At 66.9% G+C, this 23,006-nt stretch carries 22 protein-coding genes; 20 read left to right on the top strand and 2 right to left on the bottom strand.

The genetic code is table 11. The features are described 5' to 3' along the window. Positions 1–4: 4 nt before the first annotated feature. From ASE52_RS19760 to ASE52_RS19795, 8 genes are all read left to right on the top strand, one after another. On the top strand, positions 5–838 hold the full coding sequence (locus ASE52_RS19760; RefSeq protein ID WP_010461720.1) for a transporter substrate-binding domain-containing protein: 834 nt from the start codon (positions 5–7) through the stop codon (positions 836–838). Positions 839–922: 84 nt separating this feature from the next. After that, the gene (locus ASE52_RS19765) at positions 923–2,764 is read left to right on the top strand and encodes a methyl-accepting chemotaxis protein (RefSeq protein WP_057228689.1); all 1,842 of its coding nucleotides are present in this window, start codon (positions 923–925) and stop codon (positions 2,762–2,764) included. 13 nt (positions 2,765–2,777) lie between these two features. Then, the gene (locus tag ASE52_RS19770; RefSeq protein WP_057228691.1) at positions 2,778–3,482 is read left to right on the top strand and encodes a GntR family transcriptional regulator; all 705 of its coding nucleotides are present in this window, start codon (positions 2,778–2,780) and stop codon (positions 3,480–3,482) included. Between the two features lie 204 nt (positions 3,483–3,686). Continuing rightward, a complete protein-coding gene (locus ASE52_RS19775) occupies positions 3,687–5,174 on the top strand; it encodes a nucleobase:cation symporter-2 family protein (RefSeq protein ID WP_057228692.1) in 1,488 nt (495 codons plus the stop codon). A gap of 195 nt (positions 5,175–5,369) precedes the next feature. Further along, positions 5,370–7,676: an NADP-dependent malic enzyme gene (locus ASE52_RS19780; protein WP_057228694.1), complete on the top strand. Its 2,307-nt coding sequence runs from the start codon at positions 5,370–5,372 to the stop codon at positions 7,674–7,676. 240 nt (positions 7,677–7,916) lie between these two features. Further along, entirely contained in the window at positions 7,917–8,948 is a 1,032-nt protein-coding gene (locus ASE52_RS19785; RefSeq protein ID WP_010461725.1) for an ABC transporter substrate-binding protein, read from the top strand. 107 nt (positions 8,949–9,055) lie between these two features. After that, complete coding sequence (locus tag ASE52_RS19790) at positions 9,056–9,880, top strand: ABC transporter ATP-binding protein (RefSeq protein WP_010461726.1); 825 nt, start codon at positions 9,056–9,058, stop codon at positions 9,878–9,880. Between the two features lie 24 nt (positions 9,881–9,904). Further along, positions 9,905–10,672, top strand: a complete 768-nt coding sequence (locus ASE52_RS19795) for an ABC transporter permease (protein WP_010461728.1) — start codon at positions 9,905–9,907, stop codon at positions 10,670–10,672. Positions 10,673–10,759: 87 nt separating this feature from the next. On the opposite strand, the gene ASE52_RS19800 is transcribed toward ASE52_RS19795, so the two are convergent. Together ASE52_RS19800 and ASE52_RS19805 are read right to left on the bottom strand one after the other, a co-directional pair. After that, complete coding sequence (locus ASE52_RS19800) at positions 10,760–11,389, bottom strand: hypothetical protein (RefSeq protein WP_057228695.1); 630 nt, start codon at positions 11,387–11,389, stop codon at positions 10,760–10,762. Continuing rightward, positions 11,386–11,745 (bottom strand): hypothetical protein, encoded by a 360-nt coding sequence (locus tag ASE52_RS19805; RefSeq protein WP_057228697.1) that lies wholly within the window; start codon positions 11,743–11,745, stop codon positions 11,386–11,388. The genes ASE52_RS19800 and ASE52_RS19805 overlap by 4 nt, the downstream gene beginning before the upstream one ends. 490 nt (positions 11,746–12,235) lie before the next feature. Here ASE52_RS19805 and ASE52_RS19810 point away from each other — a divergent pair, with 490 nt between their 5' ends. The 12 genes from ASE52_RS19810 (at position 12,236) to ASE52_RS19865 (ending at position 22,855) form a co-directional block, all read left to right on the top strand. Then, positions 12,236–13,285, top strand: a complete 1,050-nt coding sequence (locus tag ASE52_RS19810) for a patatin-like phospholipase family protein (RefSeq protein ID WP_057228699.1) — start codon at positions 12,236–12,238, stop codon at positions 13,283–13,285. Positions 13,286–13,523: 238 nt separating this feature from the next. After that, complete coding sequence (locus ASE52_RS19815) at positions 13,524–14,039, top strand: nucleoside deaminase (protein WP_057228701.1); 516 nt, start codon at positions 13,524–13,526, stop codon at positions 14,037–14,039. A 44-nt stretch (positions 14,040–14,083) separates the two neighbouring features. Continuing rightward, positions 14,084–14,761 (top strand): TetR family transcriptional regulator C-terminal domain-containing protein, encoded by a 678-nt coding sequence (locus tag ASE52_RS19820; RefSeq protein WP_057229621.1) that lies wholly within the window; start codon positions 14,084–14,086, stop codon positions 14,759–14,761. 140 nt (positions 14,762–14,901) lie between these two features. Continuing rightward, positions 14,902–15,207 (top strand): 2Fe-2S iron-sulfur cluster binding domain-containing protein, encoded by a 306-nt coding sequence (locus ASE52_RS19825; RefSeq protein ID WP_057228703.1) that lies wholly within the window; start codon positions 14,902–14,904, stop codon positions 15,205–15,207. Between the two features lie 16 nt (positions 15,208–15,223). After that, positions 15,224–15,811 (top strand): NAD(P)H-dependent oxidoreductase, encoded by a 588-nt coding sequence (locus tag ASE52_RS19830; RefSeq protein WP_007858203.1) that lies wholly within the window; start codon positions 15,224–15,226, stop codon positions 15,809–15,811. Between the two features lie 13 nt (positions 15,812–15,824). After that, positions 15,825–17,156, top strand: coding sequence for an amidohydrolase family protein (locus ASE52_RS19835; protein ID WP_057228704.1), 1,332 nt, complete (start codon positions 15,825–15,827; stop codon positions 17,154–17,156). Next, complete coding sequence (locus ASE52_RS19840; RefSeq protein ID WP_057228706.1) at positions 17,153–17,623, top strand: RidA family protein; 471 nt, start codon at positions 17,153–17,155, stop codon at positions 17,621–17,623. The genes ASE52_RS19835 and ASE52_RS19840 overlap by 4 nt, the downstream gene beginning before the upstream one ends. Before the next feature lie 33 nt (positions 17,624–17,656). Next, positions 17,657–18,520 (top strand): creatininase family protein, encoded by an 864-nt coding sequence (locus ASE52_RS19845; RefSeq protein ID WP_057228708.1) that lies wholly within the window; start codon positions 17,657–17,659, stop codon positions 18,518–18,520. 77 nt (positions 18,521–18,597) lie between these two features. Beyond that, positions 18,598–19,596 carry an ABC transporter substrate-binding protein gene (locus ASE52_RS19850; RefSeq protein WP_057229623.1) on the top strand — a complete coding sequence of 333 codons (999 nt, stop codon included), beginning with the start codon at positions 18,598–18,600 and terminating at the stop codon, positions 19,594–19,596. Between the two features lie 75 nt (positions 19,597–19,671). After that, the gene (locus ASE52_RS19855; protein ID WP_057228710.1) at positions 19,672–20,505 is read left to right on the top strand and encodes an ABC transporter ATP-binding protein; all 834 of its coding nucleotides are present in this window, start codon (positions 19,672–19,674) and stop codon (positions 20,503–20,505) included. A gap of 104 nt (positions 20,506–20,609) precedes the next feature. Continuing rightward, a complete protein-coding gene (locus tag ASE52_RS19860) occupies positions 20,610–21,395 on the top strand; it encodes an ABC transporter permease (RefSeq protein ID WP_140426322.1) in 786 nt (261 codons plus the stop codon). Positions 21,396–21,493: 98 nt separating this feature from the next. Then, positions 21,494–22,855 carry an FAD-binding oxidoreductase gene (locus ASE52_RS19865; RefSeq protein ID WP_057228713.1) on the top strand — a complete coding sequence of 454 codons (1,362 nt, stop codon included), beginning with the start codon at positions 21,494–21,496 and terminating at the stop codon, positions 22,853–22,855. Positions 22,856–23,006 lie beyond the last annotated feature (151 nt).

A 23,006-nucleotide genomic window follows, 5' to 3' on the forward strand; every position in this document is an offset into this window, starting at 1 on the left:
CCCCATGCCCCCTTCTACCGTTCTGACCCGCCGCCGCGCCATCGCAGGCGCTGCGGGCCTGTGCGCCCTTCCCTTCGGCTGGGGCCTCGCCGCCGCCCAGGGCAAGGGCGAGCCCGACCAGCTGGACCGCATCCTGCGCAGCCGGGTGCTGCGCGTGGCAGTGCCGCAAGAGTTTCCGCCGTTCGGCTTCACGCGCAACGGCGTGGTCGATGGCTTTGACATTGCGGTGGCGCGCATGCTGGCCAGCGACCTGCGGGTGTCGCTCAAGATCCTGCCCGTGGCCAGCGGCGACCGCCTGGCCGCCCTGCTCGAAGACCGGGTGGACCTGATCATCGCCAGCCTGGGCAAGACCGCGGAGCGCGAGCGCGAGATCGATTTTTCCACCGCTTACGCACCGACCTACATGGGCATCTTCAGTGACTCCGGCGCGGGCCCGGCGGACCTCGCCGCGCTCAAGGGCCGCCGTGTGGGCGTGGTGCGCGGCAGCCTGGAAGAGACCGAGTTCAAGGCCCAGGCACCGCACGCCACAGCCGTGGCATTCGACAGCTCGGCCCCCATGCTTGATGCGTACGTGCGCCGCAGCATCGACGCCTTTGCGGCGGGCAATGTGGTGGCTGAATCCATCCCGGATACCGCCCTGCGCGAGCGTATCAAACGGGTGGCCGTGCTGCGGCAAAGCCCCTGCCACATCGGCGTGCGCAAGCACGAGCCTCGCCTGCTGGCGCGGGTCGATGCCTTTCTGGCCCAGGCCCGGTCATCGCAAGCGCTCATGGTCAATGCCATGCACTGGTTCAAACACAGCCTGTCGCCAGAGATGTTCCGCGATGGCAAGGGCTGAGCAGGCGCTCCACACGCCGCGCGGTCCCCGCCCTCCCCCGCCTGCAGGCGCGTTCCCCGCCACCGGCACGAGAACTCTCCCACCATGATGACTTCGCTCCGCACCCGCATCCTGCTCATCACCACGGCAGCGGTCACCGCCGCCCTCGCACTGACGGGCGCCGCCACCTACGCCATCGTGCGGTCGGCAACCCTGCAGACCATCGAGGACAACCTCACGGCCATCGCCTCGGGCAACGCGCTGGCCATCGAAAAATGGGTGTCGAGCAAATCCCTGGCCGTGCAGGCAGCCGCTGCCGCCGTGGAGCATGGCGACCCGCAGGGCATCGTCCTGCACATGAACAAGGCCAATGGCTTTCCCGTTACCACGGTGGGCTGGCAGGACAAGCGCTGGGTATCGAGCAGCCCCACCACACCACCCACCTATGACCCCACGGCGCGCCCCTGGTACCAAAGCGCGGTGAAGACCGGCAAGCTGCTGGTCACCAAGCCCTACGGCGACGCGTCCACGGGCGAGCCTTTTGTGTCGTTCGCCGCGCCCATCCTGCGCGACGGAGCGGCACAAGGCGCAGTGAGCGGTGCGGTTCCGCTCAAGGGCGTGCAGGAAGTGGTGGCCGCAGTGCACCCCACGCCCAGCAGCCTGGGCTTCGTGGTGGACAAGGACGGGCTGGTGCTGGCGCACCCCGATGCGCAGCGCATGCTCAAGCCCGCCTCAGAACTCTCGCCCGCGCTCACTCCCGCCGTGCTCGCAGCGCTGCCCGTTGCCACCCACGCGCTGGAGGCCACACTGGCAGGCTCTGCCAAGCTGCTGCGCGCACTGCCCGTGGCAGGCACCGACTGGTACCTGGTCGTCGCGCTGGACAAGGCCGAGGCCACCGCCGGCCTGGCAGGCGTGCTGCGCACCTCGGCCATCGCCATCGTGCTGCTGGCGCTGGCCGCTGCGGGTGTCAGCGCACTGCTCACGGCGCAGTCCTTCCGCCGGCTGTCGCAGGTGCGCGATGCGATGGATGAGATCGGATCGGGCAGCGGCGACCTGACGCACCGGTTGCCCGTCACCGGGCACGACGAGGTGGCGCAGATCGCGTCCTCGTTCAACGCCTTCGTGGACAAGATCAGCACCGTGCTGCAGGACGTGCGCCAGGGCGTCGAATCCATGAAAACGGCCACCGACGAGATCAAGGCTGGCAACCACGACCTGTCCCACCGCACCGAGACATCGGCCAGCAACCTACAGGAAACCTCTGCCTCGCTGTCGCAGCTCACAGCCACCGTGCAGCAGTCTGCAGATGCCGCAGCGCAGGCCGCACAACTGGCCCGCTCGGCCAGCGCCACCGCCACCCGGGGCGGCGAGGTGGTGGCGGACGCCGCGAGCACCATGGACGAGATTTCCAGCGCCTCGGCACGCATCGGGGAGATCATCGGCGTGATCGACTCCATCGCCTTCCAGACCAACATCCTGGCACTGAACGCAGCCGTGGAGGCTGCCCGTGCGGGGGAGAACGGCCGGGGCTTCGCGGTGGTGGCCAGCGAGGTGCGCAGCCTGGCGCACCGCAGCGCCACGGCCGCCCGGGAGGTGCGGGCGCTCATAGACGCCTCGGGCGCCAGCGTGGCCACGGGCACCCAGCGCGTGCGCGCGGTTGGCGAGACCATGAACGAGATCGTGCACGGCATCCAGCGCGTGGCGCAGATCGTGGGGGAAATCAATGGCTCCATGACCGAGCAAAGTGCCGGCATCGGCCAGATCAACCAGGCCGTGGCCGAGATGGACCGCGCCACGCAGCAAAATGCAGCGTTGGTTGAAGAGTCCACCGCCGCATCGGGCGTGCTCAACGACCAGGCCCACCACCTCGCACGCACCGTCGCCGGCTTCCAGCTGGAGGCCTCGCGTGCGCCCATCCACGCTGGCTTGCCAGCCCTGCCCCGCTGACACAATCGACCCCATGAGCCTGAGCCAGACCCAGATCGCCCAACAGGTGGTGGAATCCATCCTTGCGCAGAAGCTCGCCCCCGGCGAACGCCTGGGCGAGCAGGAATTGGCCGACCTCTTCGGCGTAAGCCGCACGCTGGTGCGCGAGGCGCTGATGCAGCTGCAGGCACGCGGCTTTGTCGAAGTGCGCTCGCGCCGGGGTTGGTACGTGGTGGAGCCTTCGGTGGAGGATGCGCGCGACGCCTTCTCGGCACGGCGCATCATCGAATCGGGCATCCTGGCCGACGCAGGCAAGCCGCTACAGACAGTGACCCGCCGCCTGCGTGCACACATTGCCGATGAGCAGCAGGCCATCGAAGGCGCCGACGCGGCCACACGCGCCTTCCTGCTGGCGGATTTCCATGTCTGCCTGGCAGAGGCAATGGGCCACCGCAGCCTCAGTGACATCCTGCGCGACCTCACCGCGCGCACCACGCTGGCGGCCTCGCTGTACCAGTCACAGCACGCGGCCAGCCAGTCCTGCGCCGAACACGCTGCCATCGTGGAGGCCCTGGAGGCCGGCGACACCGTGCTGGCCCGCGAACGCATGCTGGCCCACATCGGCCATGTGGAAGGCGCACTGAACTCCGACCAGCCGCTGGTGCGGGACCGGCTGCGTGAATCCCTGGCACCGCTGACCGGCCAACGCGCCAAGGCAGCATCCACGCACCGGGGCTAGGTCCAGCCGCAGGCGTTGCACGCCCCTACCCCAACGCCCCCAGCAGCCCACGTTTGGGGCAGCGGTTTGCGGCTGCCCGTTCTAAGGGTTTACCGGGATAAGCGCGTCCGGTCATTTTGTATACGATTTTTGTATGGACTGTTGTGCACCATTTCGCACCAGTACCCATCTCGTATTCACACTGATCCACCCTAAGGACACGCCATGAACCCACCCGTACACCCCGTGGACGAACACCTGCCCCTGGGGCGACTTACGGCGCTGGGCCTTCAGCATGTGCTGGTGATGTACGCTGGCGCGGTGGCCGTGCCACTCATCGTGGGGCGTGCGCTCAACCTCACACCCGACCAGGTGGCCAAGCTGATCTCTGCCGACCTGTTCGTCTGTGGGCTGGTCACGCTGATCCAGGCACTGGGGGCGTCGCGCTGGTTCGGCATCCAGCTGCCCGTGATGATGGGCGTGACCTTTGCCTCGGTGGCCCCGATGATCTCGATGGCACAAAGCACGGGAGGCACGGCCGGAGCCGGACTGATCTTTGGATCGGTGATCGGGGCGGGCGTCATCTCCATCCTGATCGCGCCACTGGTGAGCCGCATGCTGCGGTTTTTTCCGCCCGTGGTCACCGGCACCATCATTGCGGTCATCGGCATCAGTCTGATGCGCGTAGGCATCAACTGGATCTTTGGCAATCCAGTGGGCCCCACGGCGCCCAATGTGGTGAACCCCGAGCACATCAAGTGGCTCAGCGAGATGCAGTCCGTCGCCGGGGCACCCGGCTCGTCCCTGCCCCCCGTGCCCAAGGGCTTTGCGGTGGTGCCCACGGTGCCCAACCCCAAATACGCCGACCTGACCGGCGTGGGCATCTCGGGCCTGGTGCTGCTGTCCATCCTGCTGATCGCCAAGTTTGCCAAGGGCTTCATCGCCAACATCTCGGTGCTGCTGGGTATCGTCATTGGTGCGGTGGTGGCCGTGGCGCTGGGCATGATGAACTTCGACAAGGTGGCCAAGGCGCAGTGGTTTGACCTGGTGCTGCCGTTCGAGATCGCCGGCCCCGTGTTCGACCCCATCCTGATCCTGACCATGACGCTGGTGATGATCGTGGTGATGATCGAATCCACCGGCATGTTCCTGGCCCTGGGCGAGATGACCGACCGCAAGGTGGACCAGGCCGCTCTGACGCGCGGCCTGCGCACGGATGGCCTGGGCACGCTGCTGGGCGGAATCTTCAACACCTTTCCGTACACCAGCTTCTCGCAGAACGTGGGGCTGGTGGCCGTCACCGGCGTCAAGAGCCGCTTTGTCTGCGTGGCCGGCGGCGTGATCCTGATCGTGCTGGGCGTGCTGCCCAAGATGGCGGCGCTGGTCGAATCGCTGCCCACCATGGTGCTGGGGGGCGCCGGGCTGGTGATGTTCGGCATGGTGGCGGCCACCGGCATCCGCATCCTGGGCGGGGTGGATTTCAAGCACAACCGCTTCAACGCCATGATCGTGGCCGTGTCGATCGGCGTGGGCATGATCCCGCTCATCGCGCCCAACTTCCGCCAGTGGATGCCGCATGCCATCCACCCCCTGATCGAATCCGGTATCCTGCTGGCCTCGATCGCGGCCGTGGCCCTGAACGTTTTCTTCAATGGCGCCAGCCGCGACACCTCCGCCGCTGTGAACGCCGCACGCCAGGCCGACGCCCACTAGCGTCCCGCCTGCCCGCTGCCCGGAAAATGCTCACCATCCAAGAACTGGCCACAGCCTGCTGGCCCCACCCCCTGACCGCACCGGCTGCCAGGGGGTTTTGGATTCATGCGGCATACGCATAAACCTGCATGCCAGCCAGCCGCGCCATCGGGTACCCTTGTTTTGCATTCCGCCGAGGACTTCCAGGATTTCCGTATGACACAGAACATTTCCGCCGCCGAACAGGCCTTGCGCGACGCTGCGCGCGAATACCACCGCAACCCCACCCGGGGCAAGATTTCGGTCACCCCCACCAAGCCCCTGTCCAACCAGCGCGACCTGTCGCTGGCCTACTCGCCGGGCGTGGCCTACCCTTGCCTAGACATCGCGGCCGACCCGTCCAAGGCGTTTGACTACACCTCGCGCGGCAACCTGGTGGCGGTGATCACGAACGGCACGGCCGTGCTGGGCCTGGGCGACATCGGCCCCCTGGCCAGCAAGCCGGTGATGGAGGGCAAAGGCTGCCTGTTCAAGAAGTTTGCAGGCGTGGACGTGTTCGACATCGAACTGGCCGAGCGCGACCCCGACAAGCTCATCGAGATCATTGCGGCGCTCGAGCCCACGCTGGGCGGCATCAACCTCGAAGACATCAAGGCGCCCGAGTGTTTCTACATTGAGCAAGAGCTGAGCAAGCGCATGAACATCCCGGTGTTCCATGACGACCAGCACGGCACGGCCATCATCTCCAGCGCAGCGCTGCTCAACGGCCTGGAGCTGGTGGACAAGGAGATTGGAGCTGTCAAGATCGCTGTCTCGGGCGCTGGCGCTGCTGCCATTGCCTGCGTGAACGTGATGGTGGGCCTGGGCGTGAAGGTAGAGAACATCTTCATGTGCGACTCCAAGGGCGTGATCTACCAAGGCCGCCCCGGTGGCTACGACGAGTCCAAGGCGCGCTATGCCCAGAAGACCGACGCGCGCACGCTGGCCGATGCGGTGGATGGCGCCGATGTGTTCCTGGGCTGCTCGGCCCCGGGCGTGCTCACCGCCGAGATGGTCAAGACCATGGCTCCGAAGCCCATCATCCTGGCGCTGGCCAACCCCGAGCCCGAGATCCGCCCCGAACTCGCCAAGGCCATCCGCCCCGACTGCATCATTGCCACGGGCCGCTCGGACTACCCCAACCAGGTCAACAACGTCCTGTGCTTCCCCTACATCTTCCGGGGTGCACTCGACTGCGGCGCCACCAAGATCACCGAAGCGATGAAGCTGGCCTGCGTGCGCCAGATTGCCGACCTGGCCAAGGCCGACATCAGCGAAGAAGTGGCCAGCGCCTACGCGGGCAAGGAACTCACCTTTGGCCCCGACTACCTCATCCCCACACCGTTCGACTCGCGCCTGATCCTCAAGATCGCGCCCGCCGTGGCCAAAGCCGCAGCGGAGTCGGGTGTGGCCACGCGCCCCATTGAAGACATGGAGGCCTACAAGGAGACCCTGTCGCGTTTCGTCTACCAGACCGGCATGCTGATGCGCCCCGTGATCAACGCGGCCAAGGCCCTGCCTGACGCGCAAAAGCGCGTGGCCTACGCCGACGGCGAGGACGAGCGTGCCCTGCGCGCCGCGCAGATGGCGATTGACGACAAGATCGCCCAGCCCATCCTCATCGGCCGCCCCGCCGTGATCGCCGCCCGCATTGCCAAGGCCGGCCTGCGCATGCAGCTGGGCAAGGATGTGGAGGTGTGCAACCCCGAGGACGACCCCCGTTTCCGCCAGTACTGGGAGCACTACCACCAGCTCATGAAGCGCAACGGCGCCACGCCCGAAGTGGCCAAGGCGGCCGTGCGCCGCTCCAACACCATCATCGCCTCGCTGATGGTCAAGCTGGGCGATGCGGACGCCATGATCTGCGGTCTGGTGGGCACGTACGAGACACACCTGGAGCGCATCCACAGCATCATCGGCCGCCAGGAGAGCGTGAACGACTATGCCGCGCTCAACGCGCTGATGACCAACCGGGGCACGCTCTTCATTGCCGACACCTACGTGAACGAAGACCCCACCGCCCAGCAGCTGGCCGACATCGCCTGGATGTCCGTGCAGGAAGTGCAGCGTTTTGGCCTGCCACCCAAGGTGGCTTTCCTGTCGCATTCGAGCTATGGCTCGTCCAAGCGCGCATCGGCCAAGAAGATGCGGCTGGCCCGCGACCTGTTCGTGGCCGCCCACCCCGACATCGAATGCGATGGCGAGCTGCACGGCGATGCCGCACTGGAGCCGAACATCCGCAATGCCTACATGGCGGACTCGACCCTGACGGACTCGGCCAACCTGCTGATCTGCCCCAACCTGGATGCCGCCAACATCCTCTACAACGTGCTCAAGACCACCACCAGCGGTGGCGTGACCGTGGGCCCCATCCTGATGGGCGCCGCCGCCACGGCCTACATCCTGACCCCGGCCGCCACCGTGCGCCGGGTGCTCAACATGACGGCGCTGGCCGTGGCCAGCGCGGCCGCACGCCCCAAATAAGGGCACACCGAAGGGCCTGCGGAGCCCTTCGCCCCCAGGGCATAGCCCCTGGGCGGTGCAAACCAGCGGGCGCTTGCACCATGCGGGGAAACCCTGCATGCCCGCACGCACCACTTCAGGGAACAATGGCTGCATGCCTGGTTGCGCTACCGCGAAATCAGGCATCGATTTTGCTGAGTCCATGGCTATCCAGCCGTGTTGACGGCACCTTCCCCAGCCCTTCCCCGACAGGAGCCCCCCATGAAAAAACGATCGTTCCTGCAATCCGCCGCACTGCTGGCCGCTGCCAGCACGTTCTCGCTGGCGCAAGCGCAAACGCTCACCCCTATCAAGTTCCAGCTCGACTGGCGTTTTGAAGGCCCTGCTGCGCTGTTCCTGCAGCCGGTGGCCAAGGGCTATTTCAAGGCCGCCGGGCTGGATGTGACGGTGGATGCGGGCAACGGCTCGGGCGGCGCGGTGCAGCGCGTGGCCTCAGGCACCTACGACATCGGCTTTGCCGACCTGGCCGCTGTGATGGAGTTCCACGCCAACAACCCTGACGCGCAGAACAAGCCCGTGGCGGTGATGATGGTCTACAACAACACACCCGCCTCGGTCATGGCGCTCAAGAAGAGCGGCATCACCAAACCCGCCGACCTGGCCGGCAAGAAGCTGGGAGCCCCCGTGTTCGACGCCGGCCGCCGCGCGTTCCCTATCTTCCAGAAGGCCAACGGCATCGGCGCTGTGCAGTGGACCGCCATGGACCCACCGCTGCGCGAAACCATGCTGGTGCGCGGCGACGTGGACGCCATCACCGGCTTCACCTTCACCTCGCTGCTGAACCTGGAAGCCCGCGGCGCCAAGGCCGCCGACGTGGTGGTGCTGCCCTATGCCGACTTTGGCGTGAAGCTGTATGGCAACGTGATCATCGCCAGCCCCAAGCTCATCAAGGAGAACCCGGCCGCCGTCAAGGCCTTCCTCTCGGCCTTCACCAAGGGCGCCAAGGACGTCATCGCCAACCCGGCAGCCGCCATCGAACACGTGAAGGCGCGCGACGGCATCGTGAACGTGCCGCTCGAAACCCGCCGCCTGCAACTGGCCATCGACACCGTCATCAACAGCCCCGATGCACGCGCCGAAGGTTTTGGCCAGGCCAAACCCGGCCGCCTGTCGCTGATGGCCTCCCAGGTGTCGGACGCGTTCAACACCAAGACGCGCGTGAACGCCGACGATGTGTGGAACGCCAGCTTTCTGCCCAGCGCGGCCGAGTTGAACATCCTGCCGAAGAAGTAAACAAGCAAGCAAGTTCGTCAAGCACTGCCTTTTTACTATCAATTTAATAGCTTCTTGCGCTTATCTATCAAGCGCCAGCGGCCATTTCCATTAAAAATCTTCTACCCATGCAGGCTGCCGACTCCTATTTTGTGGACTTCCGTGATGTCTGGCTCGCCTACAACGACGAGTTGCGCGCGAAGAACCAGTTTGCGGTGGAGGCCATCGACCTGCAGGTGCGGCAGGGCGAGTTCATCGCCATCGTCGGCCCTTCGGGTTGCGGCAAGTCCACCTTCATGAAACTGGCCACGGGGCTGAAGATGCCTTCGATGGGCAAAATCCTCATCGACGGCCAGCCCGTGACGGGGCCGCTCAAGGTCTCAGGCATGGCGTTTCAGGCGCCCTCGCTGCTGCCCTGGCGCACCACGGTGGACAACGTGCTGCTGCCGCTGGAGATCGTCGAGCCCTACCGCAGCCACTTCAAGCAAAAGCGCAAGGAGTACGAAGAGCGTGCCCGCAAGCTGCTCCAGAAGGTGGGCCTGGGCGGCTACGAAGACAAGTTCCCCTGGCAGCTGTCGGGGGGCATGCAGCAGCGCGCCAGCATCTGCCGCGCGCTGATCCACGAGCCCAAGATGCTGCTGCTCGACGAGCCCTTTGGCGCGCTCGATGCGTTCACGCGCGAGGAGCTGTGGTGCATCCTGCGCGACCTGTGGGCCGAGCAGAAATTCAACGTGATCCTGGTCACCCACGACCTGCGCGAGTCGGTCTTCCTGGCCGACACGGTGTATGTGATGAGCAAGAGCCCGGGCCGTTTTGTGGTGAAGAAGGAGATCGATCTGCCCCGCCCGCGCGACCTGGAAATCACCTACACCAAAGAGTTCACCGACATCGTGCACGAGCTGCGCGGCCACATCGGTGCGCTGCGCCAAAGCGGCGCGCCCATCGCCCAATAGACGCAGACCGCGTTCATCACCACCATGCACAAGAAAACCGTAGAACGCTGGTCGCCCTGGATCCTGCTGGTCGCGATCATCCTGCTGTGGCAGATCATCTGCTCGGCCTTCAATGTCTCTGAATTCATTTTCCCCAGCCCCTGGGCCATCGGCACGCAGCTGGTCGAGTTCGGGGGCGTGATCGCCGCCCACGCCTGGCGCACCTACTGGGTCACCATGGCGGGCTTTGGCATCGCCATCGTGGTGGGCGTGCTGCTGGGTTTTGTGATCGGCAGCTCACGCCTGGCCTATGCCGCCGTGTACCCGCTGATGACGGCCTTCAACGCGCTGCCCAAGGCCGCGTTCGTACCCATCCTGGTGGTGTGGTTCGGCATTGGCGTGGGGCCGGCCATCCTCACGGCGTTTCTCATCAGCTTCTTCCCCATCATGGTCAACATCGCCACGGGGCTGGCCACCCTGGAACCCGAGCTGGAAGACGTGTTGCGCGTGCTGGGCGCCAAGCGCTGGGACGTGCTGACCAAGGTCGGCCTGCCGCGCTCCATGCCGTACTTCTACGGCTCGCTCAAGGTGGCGATCACGCTCGCCTTTGTGGGCACGACGGTGTCGGAGATGACCGCTGCCAACGAAGGCATTGGCTACCTGCTCATCAGCGCGGGCTCCTCCATGCAGATGGGCCTGGCGTTTGCGGGGCTGATGGTGGTGGGTGCGATGGCGATGGCCATGTACGAACTGTTCAGCGCCATCGAGAAGCGCACCACCGGATGGGCGCACCGGGGGTCGCAAGGGGAGTGAAGCCCTCGGCGGACACCCTGGGCGCGCGGTACCCGCACACCCAGCCGTCGTGACAGCACGGCCGTTGACCGGCCTGCGACCGGCTGCTCAGGGGAAGGACCGCCGCGAAGGGAATTCGCCATCCGACTCCCACAGTCCGGGCCGTGACCGTACACGCACGGTCCAGCCCCGCTTTCCGTGGACATAGCTGCGATAGCTGGTCGTGAACTTCCCGTCCCGGGGCTCGCTGCGGACCGCCAGAAGCTGGTCTACCGCTCCCACCCGCACTTTCTTCCACGCCGCTTTGCCCGTCTGGGCCAGTACGATGGGCTGCAGGTGGCCATCCGCAGCGCGGGCCTGCGCGTAGGTCAGTCGGTTTCCTTCGATCTGGACCAGCTTGGTCAGCGGTCCACTGTAGCTGCCCACAGGTGCCGTCAGATCCACCGTCACCAGAACAGTGGGGCTGCGCACGCCACGCAAAAGAGCGGAGTCCAGCTTGGCCAGAGGCGCCTCCAGCGTCATGCTGTCCAGCAATTCGCCGTTGCAACCTTGCAGCTGCAACACAGCCGGCGCGCCGGTGGCCTGCTCGCCGCTGGCCCAAAAACGGGCCAGTTCACGGGGGGTGACCCGCTTGTCAAGCACCAGCTTGACGCTCTGGCAACCCACAGCGGCCTGATCTCCAGCGTGCACCAGTGTGTGGGCCGCAACGAGCAAAGCCACAAGCCCCAGGCGCTTCATGACCGAGGCACCTCGATACCCGCAATGACGCCCTCGCTGGCCGCCACCCCACAGGCACCAGCACGTCGATCTGCGGGTTGACGTCCTTGTCCCGGCAGACGCCCGCTTTCTCCCACTCCCCGAGATCGTTTGGCGACGTTGTCGATCTTGAGCGGCGAGTCGTGCGCACTGCCCGGATTGCTGGCGCGCCCGGCCAGCGAGCCACCAGCCTCGACCCCGCCGGCATACGCTACGAACCGGCGCCATTGCGTCCACGCCTTGGTGGCCGCCTGGTTGACGGCCAGGATGGTGGCTTGGCTCAGCTGGCCGCCGGCGATGATGGTGCCGTGGATGTCAGCGACGACAGGTTTGGCCATGTTGGATGGTGATGGAAGGCAGCCCGAAAAAGGACGTGGCAGTGTAGGTAACGGCGATACCGTGGCTTGTGACAATTTGTTCAAGCATGCCGATAAGCACGGTGTATTTCGTCCGCTTGAGCTTGTAGCGAGGGCTCACCCAGCCATCACGCGGGCGTTCGTTGGTACCCAGCCTGTACGAACTGCACTGATCAGCAGAAGGCCGACGTCTTTGCATGGACTGCTCAGCCTCATCGAAAGGCGCGCCATCGGCTGGACGCGCGCGGAATGCCAAGCAAGTTAGCCGGGATACGGCGCGCTGAAACGGAATGGCGCAGGGGTGAATGAAGCACTGGCGCACCGGCTCTACCGTTCTGCGGCCTAAGTACCGCCTACCGCTTATCTGCAAATGATTTATTGCTCCACTTTCAGGAGCATTTCACACTACCAGTACCCGGGCCTCCCCCCTGCCGCTACACTCGCCGCCTCCGTTGACAACAGGATCCTGCACATGCGGTTGGACATCTTCTTGCGGCCTTGGGCGCTTCTGGGTTGCGCAGGCCTTGCGGCGTGCGGTGGCACGCACCCCACCCAGCCCGCGGCGACCGCACCGGCCACCACGACCGCTGTGGCACCCGCAGGCGGCCCCATCAAGGTGGGCATCGCCTTGGGCGGCGGCGCCGCCAAGGGCTTCGCCCACATCGGCGTGATCAAGATGCTGGAGGCCAATGGCCTGGCGCCCGCCGTGGTCTCCGGCACCAGCGCAGGCAGCGTGGTCGGCGCGCTGTATGCCAGCGGCATGAATGCCTTCGAGATGCAGGAAAAGGCTGTGGCGCTGGACGAAACCAAGATCCGCGACCTACAGCTTTCCTCCGGCGGCCTGGTGCTGGGCCAGAAGCTGGAAGACTATGTGAACGAGCAGGTGCGCCGCAAGCCGCTGGAGCAGATGATCAAGCCCTTCGTGGTGGTGGCCACACGGCTCGAAGACGGCGAGCGCACCGTTTTCGCACGCGGCAACACAGGGCAGGCGGTGCGTGCATCGAGCAGCGTGCCCGGCGTGTTCCAGCCCGTCTCCATTGGCAAGTACCACTTTGTCGACGGCGGCATCGTGAGCCCCGTACCTGTGGACGCCGCGCGCCAGCTGGGTGCCGACATCGTGATTGCCGTGGACATCTCCAACAAGGCCCGGGGCCAGACGCCAGGCAATATGCTGGGCGCGCTGAACCAGTCGATTGCCATCATGGGCCAGAAGCTGGGCGAGGCAGAACTGGCGCGCGCCGACGTGGTCATCCGCCCCAAAGTGCTGGACATCGGCCCGGCCGATTTCAGCCAGCGCGCCAGCGCCATCGTGGAAGGCGAAAAGGAGGCCCTGGCCGTGATGCCGCAGATCCGCGAACGCATTGCGCAGCTGCAAGCCGAACGCGCCCGCGCCGCGCAACAGACCCAGCAGAAGGTGCAAGAGGCGGAGCACAAGGCGTGTTTGGACAACCGCTCACGCCTGCAGCGGTTGGCTGGCATGGCGGGAATGGGCGAGGGGTGCCCTGCGCCAGCCACCAGGTAGGCCAGGACGGCTTGGCGAAGCGAAGTGACGTGAAGCGCACGGCGCAGCGCCAGGCTTTCGACTTCCACCGCTTGGCGGAAACGGCTGCTGCGACTGCTGCGGGCTCAGCCCGCAAGCCTGCAGTTCAGGCGGCGCCGTAGAAAAGCATGCATGCATGTCACACAATGTTCTTGGCATGCCCCATGCATGCGACTGGGCACAACACCCCACAGCCCGGAGACACGCCATGCCTGCCCTCATGCCTGCAGCGCCCCCTCAGCCCGATGCCCCCTCGGCCATTGCCGCCAACGACGGCATCTACCTGCGCCAGGCGATCGCCTGGTCGTGCACGGCCCGGGCGCGCGGCAACCGGCCCTTTGGCGCGGTGGTGATCGGCGGCGACGGCACGCTGCTGGCCGAGGCCTACTGCAACGCCACCGAGACGGGCGACTGCACGGGCCATGCCGAGACCAATGCCGTGCGCCAGCTCAGCCCGCGCGTGGGGCGCGATGCGCTGGCCCAGGCCACGCTGTACTCGTCGGCCGAGCCCTGCGTGATGTGCGCGGGCGCCATCTTCTGGTCGGGCATCGGCCGCGTGGTGTTCGGCATCGACGCGGTGCGGCTGCGCGAGTTCCGCGGGGAGCGCGCGGAGCAGCGCGATGCCGAACTGTCTTGCCGCGACGTGTTTGCGGCATCGCCGCACCCCATCGAATGCATAGGCCCGGCCCTCATCGCGGAAGCGAGTGCCCCGCATGTGGGCTTCTGGAAGCTCTGAGCAACCAGCGACAATCGCCCACCATGCCGCCCAAAGCCCCGCCCATGACCGAACCCGAAGCCGATGGCAGCAGCAATGTCTCCGGCGCACTGCTCAGCCGCTCCAAGCAGGGGCGCGAGCGCATCCTGGGTGCGATCCGCGAGGCGGCGATTGCCGAGTTCAGCCGCCATGGCTTCAAGGGCGCTTCCACCAAGGCCATTGCTGAACGTGCGGGCCTGACCAAGCCGCAGCTGCACTACTACATCGCCAGCAAGGAAGAACTGTACGAGGAGCTGCTGTACTCGGTGCTCAACGGCTGGTCGGGCGCCTTCCAGTTCGACAGCCAGAGCGACGACCCGAAGAAGGTGCTGAGCACCTATGTGCGCAAGAAGCTCGACTACGCGCTGGACAACCCGGGCCTGTCGCGCATCTTCACCACAGAGGTGCTGGGCGGCGGGCGCAACCTGGGCCGGTACTGGCCCGTGGCCGTGAAGTCCACTCAGCAGAAGGTGGACCTGATCGACCGCTGGATCGCCGAGGGCCGCATGCGCCCGCTGGACGCGCGCCTCTTGCTCATGCAGATCTGGGGCATGACGCAGCACTACGCCGACTACGGCGTGCAAGTGCACATCATGCTGGGCCTGGCGCCCGAAGAAACCATCGACCGCGAACCCATTGTTCGCGAGCTCACCAATTTCGTGCTGCTGGGCTGCGGCCTGGCACCTGATTTCGCACCAGAGTGAACAGGCCTGCACGCTTGCGGGCATAGCAGCAGCGCCAATACAGCGCCTTGACCCAGGCCAAGCCAGGCAACAGCCCAAAAAGCCCTGCTGGCACAGCATTTGCAATAGTTTGACCAATCGATCAAATCAAGTGGTCAAACATGCAAACCCCAGCCACGGCAGCGCCGCTGCCCGCCACGGAACCGGCTTCTTTTGAACTGGTGCTTGCGCGCAGCCAGATGCGGCTGCCCGTGCAGCCTGGCGAAAGCATGGCCGATGTGCTGCAGCTCGCCGGCATCGCCATCGACACCCTGTGCGAACAGGGCGTGTGCGGCACCTGCGCCACGCGCTGGCTCGACGGCTCGCCCGACCACCGCGACAGCTGCCTGAGCCCCGAAGAGCAGGCCACCCATGTGGCCGTGTGCTGCGCGCGCAGCCACGGCCCCACGCTCACGCTCGACCTTTGAAGAAGGAGCCCCCGCCATGCGCATCCTCGTGATCTATTGCCACCCGGTGGAGACCAGCTACAACGCCGCACTGCACGACGAGGTGGTGCGCAACCTGCGTGCGGCCGGCCACGAGGTGGACGACTGCGACCTGTATGCCGAGGACTTCAACCCCGTGCTCAGCCGCGAGGAGCGCCTGGGCTACCACGAGGTGCCTAGCAACCGCCTGCCGGTCCAAGGCTATGTGGACCGGCTGCTCTGGGCCGAGGCGGTGGTGTTCTGCTTTCCCACCTGGTGCTTCGGCATGCCGGCCATGCTCAAGGGCTTTTTCGACCGCGTGCTGATGCCCGGCGTGGCCTTCGACATCAGCGACCCGCACAACGTCAAGCCCTCGCTCACGCACATCAAGCGCATCTCGGCCGTGGTGACCTATGGCCGCCCGCGCTGGACGGCGCTGCTCATGGGCGATCCGCCGCGCAAGTCCGTCACGCGCTACATGCGCCTGCTCACGGGCGGCAAGGCGCGCGTGGACTACCACGCCTACTACCACATGAACGTGGCCACGCCGCCGCGGCTCGAGGCCTTCAAGGCCCGCGTAGGCCAGGCCATGGCGCGCTTTGCGTAAGGGGATTTTTTCCATGCACGCATCCAACGCCCCCGATTACCTGCTGCGCGCGCGGCTGCCGCGCTGGCTGCTGCCGCGCCAGTGGCCCACCCAGAGCAGCCAGCCCGCGCTGGCCGATGTGCACCTGGCGCAGGGCCGCGTCGAGTCCATCGCGCCGCACCACCCTGCCCAGCCCCCGGCCACGGGCGCCACCTGGGACCTGGCCGGCGCCCTGGTGCTGCCCGGCCTGGTGGATGCGCACACCCATCTGGACAAGGCCTTCACCCTGCCGCGCATGGGCACGGTGAAACCCGGGCTGCTGGGCGCCATCGAGGCCATGATGGTGGACCGCCAGGGCTGGACCGAGGCCGACATACGCCAGCGCGCCAGCCGCGCCCTGCAATGGGCTTACGAGGCCGGCACGGTGCATGTGCGCACCCACTGCGACTGGTGGGAGCCCGATGCACAGCCGCTTGCCTGGAACGTGCTGCGCGCGCTGGCGCACGAGTGGACCGGCCGCCTGCTGCTGGAGCGCGTGGCCCTGATCCCCCTGCACCTGTACACCGAGCGTGCCACCGCCATGCGGCTGGCCGCCACCGTGGCCGACAGCGGCCCGGGCGCGCTGCTGGGGGGCTTCGTGCATTCCACCAACTGGGACCCACAGGCCCTGCGCCACCTGTTCGAGGCCGCGCAGCACCACGGTCTGAACGTGGACCTGCATGTGGACGAGGAACTGCACCCCGGCGCCCAGGGCCTGGCCACCACGGCGGCGCTGCTGCAGGAACTGCGCTTCGACGGCCACGTGGTCTGCGGCCACACCTGCGCGCTGGCCGCGCAGGACGAGGCCACGGCCCTGGCCACGCTGGACGCCGTGGCGCAAAGCCCGATCACCCTGGTGACCCTGCCCATCACCAACCTGCTGCTGCAGGACGCGACCACGGGCCGCACACCGCGCCAGCGCGGCATCACCCTCGTCAAGGAGGCGCGTGCGCGCGGCATCCCGGTGCTGGTGGCCAGCGACAACATCCAGGACCCGTTCTGCCCCGTGGGCAGCCTGGACCCGCTGGAGGCCCTGGCCACCGGCGCGCTGGCGGCGCAGCTCGACGCGCCGTTCGACCGCTGGTCCGAGGCGCTGTGCCGCAGCGACTGGCTGCGCCGCGGGCCCGATGCCTTGCCGCTGCAGCCCGGCATGCCGGCCGACCTGCTCGTCTTCCAGCAGGCCGATGGCTGGGGCTTTCCGTCGCGCACGCAGCAGCGCGTGGTGCTGCGCCAGGGCCGCGTCACCAGCGGCCATGCCAGCGCGGCGTGGCATGTGGCCAACGCCACCCCAGCCCCCTCCCCCCTTCCTGACCGGAGCCTTGCATGACGACCGCTTCCACCACCCCCTCGGGCATTGCCCAGCCCCTGGCCCGCTATGCCGCCTGGCGCCGAGCGGGCGACCTGGTGTTCCTGTCCGGGATCATCGCCGTGGACCCTGCGGCCAGCCGCATCGTGCGCGGCTATGCCGACATCCCCGACGAGGCGGCCACGCTGATCGGCCGCACGGGCGAGTTCAGCAGCGACATCAAGGAGGGGCCCATCCTGGCGCAGAGCTGGTATGTGCTCGACCGCATCCGCCAGACCATCGAGGCCGCGGGCGGCCAGATGTCCGACGTGTTCAAGCTGGTGCAGTACTTCAAGCACCTGGACCACTTTCCCCAGTACAGCCGCGTGCGCAAGCTGTTCTTCCCGGGCGAGCCTCCGGCCTCCACCGTGGTGGAGGTCACCGGCATGCTGCCCACGGCCGACATCCTGATCGAGGTCGAAGCGACTGCCTACCTCCCCTTGCGCTGACCTCTCCATCCCCCTTCACGAAAGACCCGCCCCATGCTGCACGGCTACACCCCGCCCCACCGCTACCTGCCCTACCTGAGCTGGACCGAGATCGTCGACCTGCCGGACAAGGAGAACACCGTGATCGTGCTGCCCACGGGCGCCACCGAGCAGCACGGCCCACACCTGCCCTGCGCGGTGGACACGGTGATCAGCGCGGGTGTGGTGGGCCATGCGCTGGCGCGCCTGCCGGCCGAGGTGCCGGCCTTTGCCATGGCGCCCATCACCTACGGCAAGTCGGAGGAGCACCTGCACTTTCCGGGCACGGTCACCTTGAGCGGAGAGACCCTGCTGGCCACCATGAACGAGGTGGGCGAGTCGGTCTACCGCGCGGGCTTTCGCAAGCTGCTGTTCGTCAACGGCCACGGCGGCCAGCCGCAGGTGATGGAGATGTGCGCGCGCGAGCTGCGCCTGCGCCATGGCGACTTCATCGTGGTGCCCAGCTTCACCTGGCGCGTGCCGCACGTGGCAGGCAAGTACCTGTCGGAGCAGGAGAAGAAACTGGCCATGCACGCCGGCCATGCCGAGACGGCGCTGATGCTGGCCCTGGCGCCCGACACCGTGCACATGGAGCGCGCGGTGGTGAACTACCCACCCGTGTTCGACTCGCCCCTGCTGTCGCCCGACGGCCGCCCCGCCTGCGCCTGGAGCGCGCGCGACTTCGGGCCCAGCGGCATCATCGGCGACCCGCTGCCCGCCACGGCCGAGCAGGGCCACGCCATCCTCGACTCGCTGGCCGTGAGCTGGGCCGCCGCCATCACCGAGCTGCACCAACTGCGCTGGGCCGCCCGCCCCGAAGCCACCTGGGGCCGCGCCAACCACACGGGCCATGTGGAGCACTCCACCGCCCTGGCTTGAAACCTGCGAACGCAGCCGCATCCCTCCCCCGTTTTCGTCCCTGTACCCCCTCCACCACCTACCGGAGCACTGCCATGATGAAGAAGACCGCCTCCCGCCTTTCCAAACTTGGTGCAGCCGCGCTGCTCGCTGTTGGTGCCGCCGGCACCATGCAGGCCCACGCGCAGGAAAAATTCACCTACATGACCAACTGGTACGCGCAGGCCGAGCACGGCGGCTTCTACCAGGCGGTGGCCACGGGCCTGTACAAGAAGTACGGACTGGACGTGACCATCAAGATGGGTGGCCCGCAGGTCAACATCGTGCAGATGATGGCGGCCGGCCAGGCCGAGTGCGTGATGGGATCGAGCGACCTGCAGATGATCCAGATGCGCGAAGGCGGTGTGCCCGTGACCACGGTGGCGGCCGTCTTCCAGAAAGACCCGCAGGTGCTCATCGCGCACGACGACGTGAAGAAGTTCGAGGACCTGAAGGGCAAGACCATCCTCATCGCTTCGTCGGCCCAGCGCGGCTACTGGCCCTGGCTGAAGGCCAAGTACGGCTTCAACGATGCCCAGACGCGGCCCTATACCTTCAACATCCAGCCCTTCGTGGCCGACAAGAACACCGCCCAGCAGGGCTACCTGACGTCCGAGCCCTTCGCCATCGCCAAGGCCGGCGTGAAGGCCAACACCCTGATGTTCAGCGACCAGGGCTACCCCGCCTATGCCACCACGGTGAGCTGCATGGACAAGACCGTCAAGGAGCGCGGCACCGCCGTCGCCTCCTTCGTGAAGGCCACCATGGAAGGCTGGAAGAGCTACCTGGCCGACCCGGCCCCGGCCAATGCCCTGATCAAGAAGGACAACCCGAACATGACCGACGAACAGCTGGCCTACAGCGTGGCCAAGCTCAAGGAGATGGGCATGGTGACGGGTGGTGACGCGGCCAGCATGGGCATCGGCGTGATGACCGATGCGCGCGCCAAGGCGAGCTACGACTTCCTGGTGGAAGCCAAGCTGATCGACCCCGCCAAGGTGAAGCTGGCCGATACCTACAGCACCGCCTTCGTCAAGGACTTCAAGGTTCTTCCGTAAGCCCGCCCTGCCCTGAAACAGCGGCCCCGGCCCCGCGCGCAGCGGGGCGGGCCGCATCCATCGAAAGGCGACCCCATGCAGTCCGCTGAGCCCACCCCCGCCGACCCGGCAGCGACCCACCGCCCCACGCCCGCCGTGCAGGTGCTGTCGGCCGAGAAAACCTACCCCAACGGCACGCAGGCCCTGCTGCCGGTGGACCTGACCATCGAAGAGGGTGAATTTGTCACCCTGCTCGGCCCCTCGGGCTGCGGCAAGAGCACGCTGCTGAAGATGGTGGCCGGCCTGCTGGAGCCCACCGATGGCCGGCTGCAGCTGTGGCACAAGCCGGTGGCCCAGCTGGAGGAAAGCGGCAAGAAGATGGCCTTTGTCTTCCAGTCGCCCACGCTCATGCCCTGGGCCAGCGTGCAGACCAATGTGCGCCTGCCGCTGGACCTGGCGGGCGTGCCGCGCCAGGAGGCCGATGGCCGCGTGGCCGAGGCCCTGGCCCTGGTGGGCCTGTCGAAGTTCGCCAATGCACTGCCGCGCGCCCTGTCGGGCGGCATGCAGATGCGCGTGTCCATCGCGCGCGGCCTGGTGACCCAGCCTGACCTGTTGCTGATGGACGAGCCCTTCGGTGCGCTCGACGAAATCACGCGCCACAGGCTCGACGCCGACCTGCTGGACCTGTGGCGCAAGAAGAAGCTGACGGTGATCTTCGTGACGCACTCGATCCACGAGGCGGTGTTCCTGTCGAGCCGCGTGGTGATGATGGCCGCGCGCCCCGGCCGCGTGGTGGAGGAGTTCCGCATCGACGCGCCCTACCCCCGCACGGCCGACTTCATGGTCTCGCCCGAATTCAGCCGCTACGCCAAGCAGCTGCAGGACAGCCTGCTGCGCGCCAGCGCCGACACCGAGGAGACTGCAGCATGAGCACCCCTTACCCTACTGCACCTGCAGCGCCCGCACCGGTCGATCGCAGCGGGCAACCCGCCCGCGCCAAGGCGCCCAAGCCCGCCGCAGCGCGCGTTCCCCTCATGGCCCAGCCACGCGTGCAGCGCGTGGTCTACCCGCTGCTCGTGGGCCTGGTGCTCATCGCGCTATGGCAGGGCCTGGTCACGGCCATGGAGCTGCCGCCCTACCTGGTGCCCTCGCCCCTGCTCATGCTCAAGACGCTGTTCACCGACTGGGCGACCCTGGGTGGCTCGCTCTGGGTCACCGTCAAGATCACCGTGCTGGCCTTTGCCGTGGCCACGGTGGCCGGGGTGCTGATCTCGTTCTTGTTCGTGCAGAGCAAGCGCATCGAGACGGCCTTGTTCCCGTATGCAGTGCTGCTGCAGGTCACGCCCATCGTGGCGGTGGCGCCGCTGATCATCATCTGGGTGAAGGACCCGACCGCGTCGATGGTGATCTGCGCCGCGCTGGTGGCGCTGTTCCCCATCATCAGCAACACCACGCTGGGCCTGCGCAGCGTGGAGCTTGACCTGCAAAGCTACTTCCAGCTCAACCGTGCCACGCGCATGCAGACCCTGCTGCGCCTGCGCATACCGAGCGCGCTGCCCTACTTCTTTGGCGGGCTGCGCATCTCCAGCGGGCTGGCGCTGATTGGCGCCGTGGTGGCCGAGTTCGTGGCCGGCACGGGCGGCCAGGGCGCGGGCCTGGCGTACCAGATCCTGCAGGCGGGCTTTCAGCTCAACATACCGCGCATGTTCGCCGCGCTGCTGCTGATATCGCTGACCGGGGTGGCGCTGTTCGCGCTGATGGCCTGGGGCACCCGAGTGGCCCTGGGCAGCTGGCACGCCAGCGAAAACTCGCACGACTGACCCGCCATTTGCACCACACCCATTTTCGACACCGCGCACGCGTGGTGGGGGCCGCGCTTTGCCTGCCACCACCCGCCGCACCGACAGGAGAGACAGGCATGACCACCACCACCGCCCACCAACTGCCCGAACAACTGCCCGGCCTGGACTGGATTGCCGACCCGCTGCGCGTGGGCCGCCTGTCGCAGGACTTTGCCTGGTTCAGTCCCGTGCTCAAGCGCGACCTGGCCGGCAAGCGCGGCGACGTGGCCGTGCGCCCGCGCACCGAGGACGAGATCCGCCAGGTGGTGGCCGCCTGTGCAAAGGCGCAGATTCCCCTCACCGTGCGCGGCAGCGGCACCGGCAACTACGGGCAGAGCACGCCGCTGCATGGCGGGGTGATCCTGGACCTGTCTGGCTACAACGGCTTTGGCTGGGTGCGCGGCGGCGTAGGCCGGGCGCAGGCAGGCATCCGCCTGTCGGATTTCGACGCGCAGGCCAAGCCCCTGGGGCAGGAGCTGCGCTGGCTGCCCTCCACCTACCGCAGCGCCACGCTGGGCGGGCTGTTCGGCGGCGGCTTTGGCGGGGCCGGGTCGATCAACCACGGCCCGCTGGCCGCACCGGGCAACGTGCTGGCCGTGCGCGCCATGACGGTGGAGCCCGAGCCCCAGCTCATCGAGCTGCGCGGCCCCGAGGCCATGCTGCTGCACCACACCTACGGCACCAACGGCATCGTGCTGGAGCTGGAAGTGGCGCTGACCCCCGCCGTGGCGTGGACGGAATGCATCGTCACCTTCACCGACTTCGACGCCGCGCTGGAGTTTGCCGACCGCTTTGGCGCCGCGCCGGGGCTGGAGAAAAAGGAGGTGTGCTTTCTGGCCGCACCGATCCCGGCTTACTTCACCAGCCTGGCCGAGCACCTGCCCGCAGGCTGCCACGCGGTGATGCTGCTGGTGGCCCCGTACTCGGAAGACGGCATGCGCGACATGGCCACCAAGTACGGCGGCAGCGTCAGCTACCGCAAGACCGCCGACGAAGTGGAAAAGAGCCACAAGACCCTGCTCGAATACACCTGGAACCACACCACCCTGCACGCGCTGAAGGTGGACAAGACGCTCACCTACATCCAGAGCGGCTTCAACCCCGCCACCCGGCTGGAGCAGGTGAAGGCGCTGGAGAAGGCCCTGGGCGGCGAGGTGATGATGCACCTGGAGTTTTTGCGCACCAAGGAAGGCGCCTTCAACTGCAGCGGGCTCCAGCTCATCCGCTACAGCACCGAAGAGCGCCTGAACCAGATCATGCAGATCTACCGCGACCATGGCGTGCAGATCAACAACCCGCATGTCTACATCGTGGAAGACGGCAAGCAGAACAACCTGGACCCGGCCGTGGTGAGCATCAAGCAGCGCTTTGATCCGCAGGGACTGCTCAACCCCGGCAAGCTGCGCAGCTGGGTACCTCCTGTAGCCAAGGTGGCTTAGTGCCCTGCGGATTTGCCTTCAACCAGCTAGCGTCGTTGGGGAGCCTTGCCGTGCAAAAGCACTGTCTGCGGCTCCCCGCCTAGCTATCCGGCTGAATGCGATCCTTCAAAGCCGCCGTGCAAAAAGTCGCAGAGGCATAATCAGCTATTCA

It is taken from the genome of Acidovorax sp. Root275, assembly GCF_001428965.1.
Classification (GTDB): domain Bacteria; phylum Pseudomonadota; class Gammaproteobacteria; order Burkholderiales; family Burkholderiaceae_C; genus Acidovorax; species Acidovorax radicis.